Genomic DNA, 11,642 nt, shown 5'->3' on the forward strand with positions numbered 1-11,642 from the left:
TTGTTCGACATTAATAAATTTTGGGAACACTTTAATGACGAGATGCGTGCTCGTTTCAACGAAGTTGCCTACAATGCATGGTTCAAAAATACTAAACCTATTTCATATAATGGAAAAACACATGAATTAAAAATTTTAGTTCAAAATCCTGTTTCTAAAGGTTACTGGGAAAAGAATCTATCTTCTCAATTGATTCAATCTGCCTACGGTTATGCCGACATCGAGATCTTACCTGTATTTAAAATATCTGAAGATGCGGATATTACAGAAAGGATCGTAACACCTGCGCCAAAGCGTGAAGCGCAAGTTCAACAGCCTAATTTGCCAGAAAAAGAATTCACTAAAGACTTGAAGTTAAACGAAAAATACACTTTTGATAACTTCGTTCAAGGTGAGGGAAACAAGTTGGCCGCCGGTGCTGCACTTGCTGTAGCCGACAGTCCTGGTAGTTTTTACAATCCTTTATTTATTTTTGGTGGCGTTGGTTTAGGTAAAACACACCTGATGCAAGCTGTTGGGCATCAAATGCTAGCAGAGCGACCTAACGCAAAAGTTGTCTATATACAGAGTGAAACTTTTGTTAATGACTTCATTAATTCCATCAAAAATAAAACGCAGGACAAATTCCGCGAAAAATACAGAACTTGTGACCTGCTTTTAGTTGATGATATTCAATTTTTTGCCAAAAAAGAGGGGATTCAAGAGGAATTCTTCCATACTTTTGAGACACTTTATAACGATCAAAAACAGATCGTAATGACTAGCGATCGGTTGCCTACAGAAATCCCAGATCTATCAGAGCGTTTAGTTTCTCGATTTACATGGGGCTTGCAAGTCGAAATTACGCCTCCCGATTTGGAAACCAGAATCGCTATTTTGCGACGCAAAGCTGAAACAGAAGGTTTGACTATCGATGATGGTACGCTTAACTATATTGCATCTCAAGTTGATACTAACATTAGAGAACTTGAAGGGGCTTTAGTTAAAGTTCAAGCTTATGCCACAATTGAAAAAGCAGATATTGACGTTAACCTTGCGCGTGAAGCATTAGTTGACCTCAAATTAGTTCAAAAAAATCGTGGATTACAAATCTCTAAAATACAGGAGGTTGTCGCAAACTATTTCCAAACTTCAACTGCTGAATTAAAGGGTAAAAAGCGTGTACGGCAGATTGTAGTTCCTCGGCAAATAGCAATGTATCTTTCTCGTGAATTAACAGATGCCAGTTTGCCAAAAATTGGTCAAGAATTTGGGGGAAAAGATCATACCACTGTCATGCATGCTTATGATAAAATCGACAAGCAGATGAAACTTGATTCTGATATCAAAACTGCTGTCTTTGACCTAAAGCAAATTTTGGAGCACTAAAAGTTATCCACTGTGGAAAAATAAACAAGTTTTACACAAGTTTTTAACCGTAACAAGTCCGTTATTTTAGGCTTCTTATGAGTTTTCAACAGAACTCACAGGTCCTACTACTACTAATTATATAATTACTAATAAAGAGAAATCACACAGCTATTCTTGGGAGGAAAAACATGAAGTTTACAATTAATCGCAATCTGTTTATCGAAAACCTCAATAATGTAATGCGGGCCATCTCATCAAGAGCTACTATTCCAATTCTTAGTGGAATTAAGTTAGACTTAACAGAAGATGAACTTACGCTAACCGGTAGTGATACAGATATTTCAATTGAAATTCAAATTCCAGTCAATGATGATTTAAATGTGGAATCTACAGGTTCTATTGTTTTACCAGCTAGATTCTTTAGTGAAATCGTAAAAAAATTGCCAGGTAAAGACTTCTCATTTGAAGTAAAAGAAAGTTTTCAAACTCAGATCATATCTGAAAATAGTGAATTTACAATTAATGGTTTAGATGCTAATAACTATCCACGTTTACCAGAAATTCCAGATGCTGCTTCATTCACTATTTCTGGTAAAACTTTCCGTGAAATCATTAATGAAACGCAATTTGCTACTTCCAATGATCAAACACGAGCAATTTTAACTGGGGTACGTTTCTTCTTTAGTCCAGATAAAATTAAAGCTGTCGCAACTGATTCCCACCGTTTATCTCAAAGAACAATTGCTTTAGAAAACGGACCTCAAGCTGAAACTGATTTGATTATTCCTGGTAAAAGTTTGCAGGAATTAGCTAGAATCATTGGTGAAGCTGATCCAGAAGTTAAAGTTTGCCCAGGTGATAACCAAGCTTTATTTGTAATTGGCAACTTGTCCTTCTATTCACGTCTTTTGGACGGAAATTATCCAGACACTGATCGCTTGATTCCGACTGAAAAGACCACTAGTGTTGAATTTGACATTTCCGAATTATCTAGTGCCCTTGAACGTGCCAGTTTGTTAACTCATGCTGGCCGTAACAACGTGGTTACTTTGACTTTAGATATAGAAAATCAATCAGCTAAGTTATCAGGTAAATCTGCGGAAATTGGTAATGTTGAAGAAGATGTTAGCTTCAGAAATCTTGAAGGAAACAATTTAGAGATTTCCTTCAACCCTGACTATATGCGTGATGCGTTAAGAGCTTCAGTAACAGATTCTGTAATTATGAGTTTTACTAAGTCACTTCGTCCATTTATCATTAATCCAGATAAAGAAGACATTGAATTTGTGCAATTAATTACGCCAGTTAGAACATATTAATCAAGTACACAATATTTAGGTCATAAAAAGTCGTCAAATAAGGCGACTTTTTATTTTGCTTTTAAACGAAAACGCAAAATATTGGCGTATATTTATTTTTTTACCGTGCTAGTGTGATTAGGTTATTTTGAAAAAAAGCTCTGAAAAGGCTTATAAGAGCGATTTAGTTTGTTATTTGGGTTGAAAACTAATATAATTATATAGGTATAAAGCGTATTGAAGGTGAGCATTATTAAGTATTTTAAAGTTGACGGCGATCATATTACTTTGGGGCAATTCCTGAAGGAAGAGAGCATTATTTCATCAGGTGGACAAGCTAAATGGTACTTAAAAGATAATCCAGTAACTTTAAATGGTGAACTTGAAGATCGAAGAGGCAAAAAGATGCATGTTGGTGATCATGTAGTGGTTAATGGCCAAGAATATGAGTTTCGGTAGGGAAGTCAATGTATCTTGATCATTTTACTGTACAGAATTTTCGTAATTTAAAAAAGCTTGACGTAAATTTTGATTCAAACGTCAATATTTTTATTGGTAAAAATGCTCAGGGCAAGACCAATTTGCTAGAGGCAATCTATTTTTTAGCATTAACACGTTCACATAGGACCAATAATGATAAAGATTTAATTGGTTTCGGCGGTGAGTTTACCAATTTACTTGGGCATGTACATAAAAGCCAGGTGGAGCTTGATTTACGTGTTTTGATCACCCAAAAAGGTAAAAAAGTATGGATTAATCGAGTTGAGCAGGCGAAGTTGTCTAAATACGTAGGTCAGCTGAATGCGATTTTATTTTCACCGGAAGACCTCGAGTTGATCAAGGGTGCACCAGCACTGCGGCGGAGATTTATGGATCAAGAATTTGGTCAAATAAATGCAGAGTATTTATACTTCGCAAGTAAGTATCGGCAAGTTTTAATTCAAAAGAATAATTATCTGAAGCAGCTAGCTAAAGGTAAGGCAAAGGATCAGGTCTTTTTAGATGTACTTTCAGATCAACTAGCTGGTATCGCCGCTGAAGTTGTCTTTCGACGATTTAAATTTCTTAAGTATCTTAGTCACTATGCTAGCGATGCTTATGCACATATTAGTTTAGGCAGTGAGCAGCTTTCAATTGCTTATCATCCATCAGTGGCTGACATCCAAGCTGATGACAGTACAGAAGAAATTTATCAAAAGATTTTAGCAAGTTATGCACGAAATAAGGCAAGTGAAATTCGCAAGGGGACAACTACTTCTGGGCCGCACCGTGATGATATTGAATTTAAACTTGATGGTCAAAATGCACATCTTTATGCTTCGCAAGGGCAGCAGCGTTCAATTGCACTTAGCGTCAAGCTGGCGGAAATTCAATTGGTGCATCAACTAACAGATGAGTATCCTTTACTCTTGCTGGATGATGTAATGAGCGAGTTAGATCATGGTCGACAAAGTGCGCTACTTAATTATATTCATGGGAAAACGCAAACCTTTATTACTACGACTGATTTAGAGGGGATTTCCTGGGAAATAATTAAAAAGCCGCGTGTGTATCACATTCAATCAGGCAAAATTAGTTTGGAGAAGGAGAATTAAATGGCTGATAATTCAAAAGAAAATCTTGAAAAGGTCAAAAAATATGAAAAAGAGGCTGACAAGTATAATGCCAGTCAAATTCAGGTTCTTGGCGGTCTAGAAGCTGTACGTAAGCGGCCAGGTATGTATATCGGTTCGACTAGTTCTCAGGGATTGCACCACTTAGTGTGGGAAATTATTGATAACAGTATTGATGAACGACTTGCTGGTTTTGCGACCAAGATTGAAGTTACGATTAACGAAGATGGTAGTGTCACCGTTCAAGATGATGGACGTGGGATTCCTGTAGATATTCAAGAAAAAACAGGTCGTCCTGCATTAGAGACTGTATTTACTGTACTTCACGCCGGTGGTAAATTCGGCGGTGGTGGATATAAGGTTTCTGGTGGTTTGCACGGAGTTGGGGCTTCAGTAGTTAACGCTCTGTCCACTAAACTTGATGTTACCGTAATGCGTGATGGCAAAAAGTACTTTATCGATTTCGATCATGGCCGTGTTAAGGATGAGATGAAACAAATTGGCACGGTTCCACTTGATGAACATGGGACGATTGTTCACTTCTATCCAGATCCAGATATTTTCACAGAAACTATTGTTTTTGATGACAAGATCTTGAAGAACAGAATCCGTGAATTGGCCTTTTTGAACAAGGGATTAACTTTAACCTTTACTGACAAGCGTAAAGACACTGCCGAAACAGATGTGTATAAGTTTGAAGGTGGGATTAAGGAATACGTTGCCTTTTTGAACAAGAGACAAGAAGTATTATTTGATGATCCAATTTATGTTGAAAGCACCTATAATGGCATTGATGTTGAAGTGGCTTTGCAATATACAAATGGCTATAAGACTACTTTGATGACTTTTGCCAATAATATTCACACCTATGAAGGCGGGATGCACGAGGCCGGTTTTAAGACTGCGTTAACACGCGTGGTTAATGACTATGCACATAAGTCTAAGATCTTGAAAGATAAGGACGATAATCTTTCCGGTGAAGACATTCGTGAAGGAATGACAGCTATTGTCTCAGTTAAGCACCCTAGTCCGCAATTTGAAGGTCAGACTAAGACCAAGTTAGGTAATTCGGATGCTAGAACTGCTGTAGATAAGGCTTTTTCAGAAACCTTTAGTCGTTTCTTGATGGAAAATCCTTCAGTTGGGCGCAAGATTGTAGAAAAGGGTCAATTAGCCGAACGAGCTAGAACTGCTGCCAAGCGTGCACGTGAAGTAACAAGAAAGAAATCTGGTCTGGAAATTGCTAATTTACCAGGTAAGTTAGCCGACAATACAAGTAACGATCCAAGTATTTCAGAACTGTTTATCGTCGAGGGTAACTCAGCCGGCGGTTCTGCTAAGCAAGGTAGATCACGTTTAACACAGGCTATTTTGCCAATCAGAGGTAAGATTTTAAATGTTGAAAAAGCTTCGATGGATCGAATCATGGCTAACCAAGAAATTAGATCTTTATTCACAGCTTTAGGAACAGGCTTTGGTGCTGACTTTGACGTTTCAAAAGCACGTTATCACAAATTGATTATCATGACTGATGCCGATGTCGATGGTGCCCACATTAGAACCCTGCTGTTGACCTTGTTCTATAACTATATGCGCCCAATGATCGACAAGGGCTATGTTTATATCGCCAAGCCACCTCTATACCAAGTTCGTCAGGGGAAAGTGGTCAGATATCTTGATACTGACGAAGAATTGCATGATTACTTAGGTAGCTTGCAACCAAGTCCCAAGCCTACTGTGCAACGTTACAAGGGGTTAGGTGAAATGGACCCAGAGCAGTTGTGGGAAACTACTATGAATCCAGAAAATAGAAGACTGGATCGGGTAAGTCCTGAGTATGCTAAAGATGCTGACGCAGTCTTTGAGCTCTTAATGGGAAATGAAGTTTCACCAAGACGTGACTTTATTCAAAAGAATGCTAAATATGTTGAAAACTTGGATGCATAGGAGGATTAGATGGACGAGAATCAAACTCAAGATCATAGAATTAAAAACGTCGATCTAACTAGCATGATGCGTAGTTCATTTTTGGATTACGCAATGTCAGTTATTGTTGCACGTGCTTTACCTGATGTTCGTGATGGCTTAAAGCCCGTACAACGTCGTATTCTTTACGGTATGAGCGAGTTGGGTGTAACGCCTGATAAACCATACAAGAAGAGTGCCAGAATTGTTGGGGAAGTTATGGGTAAGTTTCACCCCCATGGTGATTCCTCAATCTATCTTGCTATGGCACACATGGCACAAGATTTCTCATACCGTTACATGTTAGTCGATGGTCACGGTAACTTCGGTTCTGTCGATGGTGATGAGCCAGCCGCAATGCGTTATACCGAAGCAAGAATGAGTAAAATTGCTGTGGAAATGTTGCGCGATATCAACAAAAACACCATTGATTGGCAAAGAAACTATGATGATACCGAAAATGAACCGGTTGTCTTACCTGCTAGAATTCCTAACTTGCTTGTTAACGGTGCTAACGGGATTGCCGTTGGGATGACAACAAATATCCCGCCACATAACTTGACTGAAGTTATTAGTGGTTTGCACATGTTAATGAAAAATCCTGATGCTACAACCAAGGACTTGATGAAAGTTATCCCAGGTCCCGATTTTCCAACTGGCGGAATTATTATGGGACGTGGTGGTATCTACCGTGCTTATGAGAGTGGTAAGGGTAACATTGTTGTTCGCGCCAAAACCAATATTGAGACTGAAAAGAGCGGCCGCGAGCGCATAATTGTGAGCGAAATTCCATTTATGGTAAACAAGGCTGAATTGGTGAAGAAAATTGCTGATTTGGCTCGAGAAAAGACTATCGATGGAATTACTGGTGTGCGTGATGAATCAGACCAGACAGGGATGCGGATTACCATTGATATTCGCCGTGATGCTAGTGCTAGCGTTGTTTTGAATAATTTATTCAAGCAAACTCAAATGCAGGCTAACTTTGGTATGAATATGGTGGCTATTGTTGATGGTGCGCCACACTTTTTAACCCTGAAGCAAATGCTGCAATATTACTTGGATCACCAAGAAGATGTTGTAACTCGCAGAACAAGATTCGAGTTAGCTAAGGCAGAGGCAAGAGCCCACATCCTTGAAGGGTTAAGAATCGCTCTGGACAATATTGATGAAATTGTCCACATTATCCGCAATAGTCAATCAAGTGACATTGCTAAAGCAACTTTGATTAGCCGCTTTGGCCTTGATGATAAGCAATCTCAGGCTATCTTAGACATGCGTTTGGTTCGCTTGACTGGCTTGGAGCGCGATAAGGTAGAAGCTGAATACAAGGAATTACAAGCTAAAATTGCTGACTACAAAGATATTTTGGCTAAGCCTGAGAGAATTGACCAAATTATCTATGACGAATTGCTTGATATTCAAAAACGATTCGGTGATAAGCGAAGAACCGAAATTGGTGCTAGCGAAGTCGTTTCAATTGAAGATGAAGATTTGATTGAAAAGCAAAATATTCTGTTGACGGTTACCCATAACGGCTATATTAAGAGAATGCCAATTCAGGAATTTAAGACTCAAAACCGTGGTGGTAAAGGTATCAAGGGAATGGGTGTACAAGATGGCGACTTTATTGAGCATTTGATTTACTCAAGTACGCACGATCTATTACTCTTCTTCACCAATGCCGGCAAGGTTTACTCTAAGAAGGCCTATGAAATTCCTGAATATGGCCGTATGGCTAAAGGCTTACCAGTAGTAAATCTTTTGCAATTGGAAAAGGGAGAAAAGGTTCAAACAGTCATTAACATTCCAGAAAATGCGGATGACAATTACTTGTTCTTTATTACCAAGATGGGTACCGTTAAACGGACACACGTTAGCGAATTTTCTAATATTAGAAATAGTGGTCTAATTGCCTTAACCTTGAAGGATGGCGACGAATTGAGTAATGTTTTGACTACTGATGGTAAGCAAAATATCTTGATCGGAACGCATTTAGGTTATGCGGTAACCTTTAGTGAAAACGATGTCCGGGCAATGGGTAGAACTGCTGCGGGTGTTCGCGGAATCAATTTAAGAGAGAATGACTATGTAGTTGGATCTGGCGTTTTAGGTGCTGATGATCAAGTCTTGGTAATCTCTGAAAAGGGCTATGGCAAACGGACGCCAGCCGCAGAATATCCAGTTAAAGGCCGTGGCGGTAAAGGCATTAAGACTGCCAATATTACTGAAAAGAATGGTCCTTTGGCCGGCGTAACAATCATCAACTCAAATAATGATGTTATGGTAATTACTACTGATGGGATTATGATTCGCTTCAAGATTGAGGATGTTTCTCAAACTGGTCGTAGTACAATGGGCGTTCGCTTAATTAAAGTCAATGACGGCAGTCAGGTTGCAAGCTTAACTATTGTTCCGACTGAAGAAGAACAAGATCAAACTGGTGACGATGACGAGCCCAAAAATGAATAATTAATTAAGAAAAACAAAAATTTTGAACTTTTAAAAAAATTATCAAACTTTTTTGCGTAATAAATAATGAGCAGTAAAAAAACTGTTAGGATCACGTGAAAACTGTTTGGTAATTTTTTGTTTATATGCTAAAATTAGAAATTGCGAGTAATATTCCATTACTCCTTGTTCTTGATTTTAGCAAGAACCATATAGTCCAAAAGGAGGTGCAATAGTCATGGCAACTACAAAGTACGAAGTAACTTACATCATCAAGCCAGATGTTGACGAAGACAACAAGAAGGCAGTTGTAGAAAACTACGACAAGGTTATCGCTGATAACGGTGGTACTATGGTAGAATCCAAAGACTGGGGCAAGCGTCGTTTCGCATATGAAATTGATAAGTATCGTGAAGGTACTTACCACATTATGACTTTCACTGCTGACAACGCTGACGCAGTTAACGAATTTAGCCGTTTGTCAAAGATTGACAACGCTATCTTACGTTCAATGACCGTTAAGTTAGATAAGTAATTTTAATTTATTATCCGTTATGTGATTTAGGAAAGGAAGGTACATGAGTATGATTAATAGAGTTGTACTTGTTGGCCGTTTAACACGTGATCCTGAATTACGTACTACTGGGAGTGGAATCTCGGTTGCTACGTTTACTCTTGCTGTTGACCGTCAATTTACAAATAGCCAAGGTGAGAGAGGCGCAGATTTCGTCAGCTGTGTAATTTGGAGAAAGTCAGCAGAAAACTTCTGCAACTTTACTTCAAAGGGTTCATTAGTTGGAATTGATGGCCGAATTCAAACCAGAAGTTATGATAATAAAGATGGGCAAAGGGTATATGTAACCGAAGTTGTTGTTGATAACTTCGCATTGCTCGAATCACGCAAGGATCGTGAAGCCCGCGGTCAAAATGGTGGTTATACACCAAATAGTGGAAATGCTGGCAGTCAACCTGCTAACAATTTCCCAAATAATGGCGGATCACAAGGTAATTCACAGACTAATAATAATCAAAATAATTCACAAGATCCATTTAGTGGCTCAGGTGATACGATTGATATTTCTGATGACGATCTACCATTTTAAACTAAATTAAAGAAAGGATTCTAGAACATGGCTCAACAAAGAAGAGGTGGCCGTCGTCGTCGTAAGGTTGACTACATCGCAGCTAACCACATCGACTACGTTGACTACAAAGATGTCGATCTGTTGAAACGTTTTATCTCAGAAAGAGGTAAGATTTTACCACGTCGTGTTACTGGCACTAGTGCTAAGAACCAACGTAAAGTAGCTAATGCAATTAAGAGAGCTCGTATCATGGGCTTGTTACCATTCGTTGCTGAAGACTAATTTAGATCGAAATAAACCAAAAGGACAGGACACAAGGTTCTGTCCTTTTTTGATATATAAATAATTAAAAAGAACTCACTACGTGCGCTGCATTGTAGTGAGTTCTTTTTGTGTTTAGTTATGGATTTTTGATCTGCCTATGTAGAAAAATTCACCTTCGTCTTCAAACATTTTGTAGGCTTCTTTGATCATTCTTTCGGGAATTGCGTAAGATTGGATAAAAGCGGCTGGATCGTAAAAATTATCTTCCTGAGCACAAGAGTATTGATAGATCAGATGCAATCCATAAATATCGGCATCTCTTTCTTCGTCATCAAAGCCGCCGTAGTCAAGACAACAATTATATTGTTTTAAGTTGAGCTTGCCATCCATGATATGCCCAATTTCATGAGCAATTGTAAATGGTACTTCTGGTGAATGGTGGTGCCAATTCATGTTGATGCAAATTTCTCGCTCATTTTTAAATGAAAGCGATGGATTGTTGGGATCTGATTCGAAAAAGATATAACCAATATCATGATCATAGGCATAATTAAATAAATACGTGATTAATTGCTTTTTTCGATGATTATTGTCCTCTGCCATTTTTTCTAGCTTCTCTCTGTTTGATGTCTCTCTTCATGAGCTCGCGAACCATATCGAGGTACTCCTTAGGAACAGGATGACCATAGTATGAATATGGCACTTCATCTTCCAAGTTTACGGTGTCTTGCACACTTGGAGCTGGATCATCGGTGATGCCGCTTAAATAGTCAACTGAAGTATGCAGGACCTTGGCTACAGCACCTAAGGCCATAATACCCGGTTTTCTGCTTTTCCAATTATAGATGCTTCTTTTGCCTAAACCTGCCTTGTCATTTACTTCTAGTAAAGACATTTTTCTTTTTTTTGCTAATTCTTTTGTGCGCTCAAACTCAATCATAGCGTGGGTTTCTTCACTTTCTAAATAAAAAAAGTATGCTAAAAAGCATATTTTTACTTGACATAGTATTCGTATAAGCATATTATATGAACTGTCAACAAGTTAGAAACAATCTAATGACCAGTAAAATTCTGTGTGGTAGTGGAATCGACGGCATTAGTCTGTTTTTTATACTCTAATTGTAGTATATTGACGTATTACGGTCAATGATAAATATGTCAATACTTAATTAAGAGCTGCTTGTTGAACATTATCAAACAGAGGTGAAATCCAATGGACATTCGTTAGCCCCCTCGGATCGTTTGATCAAAAGAGAGGTGAAATTATTCAATCATGGATATTCATGATTACGTTGAGCTGATTGCCCTAGCTTTCTGGGTAATTAGCGTAGTTGGTATTGGTATTTTGAGCAGAGTTCATTTCAAGAATAAACGCTTAGAGCGATTCCGCGATACTGTAGATAGCTTGATGAAAAGCTATGTACGCTTATACGACAAAGAGAATCTTTCTAACGAACAAAAGATTAACCGTGTCGGCAACGCCGTAGTAAATAGTCTTGAAGCCAAAGGCTTTAAGCTGAATAGGCAAGAAGTGCAGGACATCTTTGCGGCAGTAGCTAAGCAAATGAATGAACAGACTCAAGATAAGTAGTAATTTCTTAATTTTAAATTTTTTT

12 protein-coding genes are annotated in these 11,642 nt (G+C 38.3%); 10 read left to right on the plus strand and 2 right to left on the minus strand.

Annotated elements, in window-relative coordinates; genetic code table 11:
* The 9 genes from dnaA to rpsR all read left to right on the plus strand — a co-directional run bounded on the left by dnaA (position 1) and on the right by rpsR (position 10,044).
* The gene (gene dnaA / locus J6L97_RS00005; protein ID WP_035442826.1) at positions 1–1,368 is read left to right on the plus strand and encodes a chromosomal replication initiator protein DnaA; all 1,368 of its coding nucleotides are present in this window, start codon (positions 1–3) and stop codon (positions 1,366–1,368) included.
* A 170-nt stretch (positions 1,369–1,538) separates the two neighbouring features.
* Positions 1,539–2,669 carry a DNA polymerase III subunit beta gene (dnaN, locus tag J6L97_RS00010; protein ID WP_057726290.1) on the plus strand — a complete coding sequence of 377 codons (1,131 nt, stop codon included), beginning with the start codon at positions 1,539–1,541 and terminating at the stop codon, positions 2,667–2,669.
* 216 nt (positions 2,670–2,885) lie between these two features.
* Positions 2,886–3,107: a S4 domain-containing protein YaaA gene (yaaA, locus tag J6L97_RS00015; RefSeq protein ID WP_005721893.1), complete on the plus strand. Its 222-nt coding sequence runs from the start codon at positions 2,886–2,888 to the stop codon at positions 3,105–3,107.
* Between the two features lie 8 nt (positions 3,108–3,115).
* On the plus strand, positions 3,116–4,243 hold the full coding sequence (gene recF, locus J6L97_RS00020; protein ID WP_013085587.1) for a DNA replication/repair protein RecF: 1,128 nt from the start codon (positions 3,116–3,118) through the stop codon (positions 4,241–4,243).
* The gene (gene gyrB, locus J6L97_RS00025) at positions 4,244–6,208 is read left to right on the plus strand and encodes a DNA topoisomerase (ATP-hydrolyzing) subunit B (protein ID WP_057726288.1); all 1,965 of its coding nucleotides are present in this window, start codon (positions 4,244–4,246) and stop codon (positions 6,206–6,208) included.
* A 9-nt stretch (positions 6,209–6,217) separates the two neighbouring features.
* A complete protein-coding gene (gyrA, locus tag J6L97_RS00030; RefSeq protein ID WP_013085588.1) occupies positions 6,218–8,698 on the plus strand; it encodes a DNA gyrase subunit A in 2,481 nt (826 codons plus the stop codon).
* A 217-nt stretch (positions 8,699–8,915) separates the two neighbouring features.
* Positions 8,916–9,212, plus strand: a complete 297-nt coding sequence (gene rpsF, locus J6L97_RS00035) for a 30S ribosomal protein S6 (RefSeq protein ID WP_005729269.1) — start codon at positions 8,916–8,918, stop codon at positions 9,210–9,212.
* Between the two features lie 49 nt (positions 9,213–9,261).
* A complete protein-coding gene (gene ssb / locus J6L97_RS00040; RefSeq protein WP_013085589.1) occupies positions 9,262–9,780 on the plus strand; it encodes a single-stranded DNA-binding protein in 519 nt (172 codons plus the stop codon).
* Positions 9,781–9,807: 27 nt separating this feature from the next.
* On the plus strand, positions 9,808–10,044 hold the full coding sequence (rpsR, locus tag J6L97_RS00045) for a 30S ribosomal protein S18 (protein WP_003549366.1): 237 nt from the start codon (positions 9,808–9,810) through the stop codon (positions 10,042–10,044).
* 114 nt (positions 10,045–10,158) lie between these two features.
* Here rpsR and J6L97_RS00050 read toward each other — a convergent pair whose 3' ends face one another.
* Positions 10,159–10,629 carry a M48 family metalloprotease gene (locus tag J6L97_RS00050; RefSeq protein ID WP_054832720.1) on the minus strand — a complete coding sequence of 157 codons (471 nt, stop codon included), beginning with the start codon at positions 10,627–10,629 and terminating at the stop codon, positions 10,159–10,161.
* Positions 10,613–10,966, minus strand: coding sequence for a helix-turn-helix domain-containing protein (locus tag J6L97_RS00055; protein ID WP_035442818.1), 354 nt, complete (start codon positions 10,964–10,966; stop codon positions 10,613–10,615). Before J6L97_RS00055 ends, J6L97_RS00050 begins: the two co-directional genes overlap by 17 nt.
* A 333-nt stretch (positions 10,967–11,299) precedes the next feature.
* Between J6L97_RS00055 and J6L97_RS00060 the strand changes: the two genes are divergently transcribed.
* The gene (locus J6L97_RS00060) at positions 11,300–11,617 is read left to right on the plus strand and encodes a hypothetical protein (protein WP_023487822.1); all 318 of its coding nucleotides are present in this window, start codon (positions 11,300–11,302) and stop codon (positions 11,615–11,617) included.
* The last annotated feature ends 25 nt before the right edge of the window (positions 11,618–11,642 follow it).

The sequence above is a fragment of the Lactobacillus crispatus genome, assembly GCF_018987235.1.
GTDB lineage: Bacteria > Bacillota > Bacilli > Lactobacillales > Lactobacillaceae > Lactobacillus > Lactobacillus crispatus.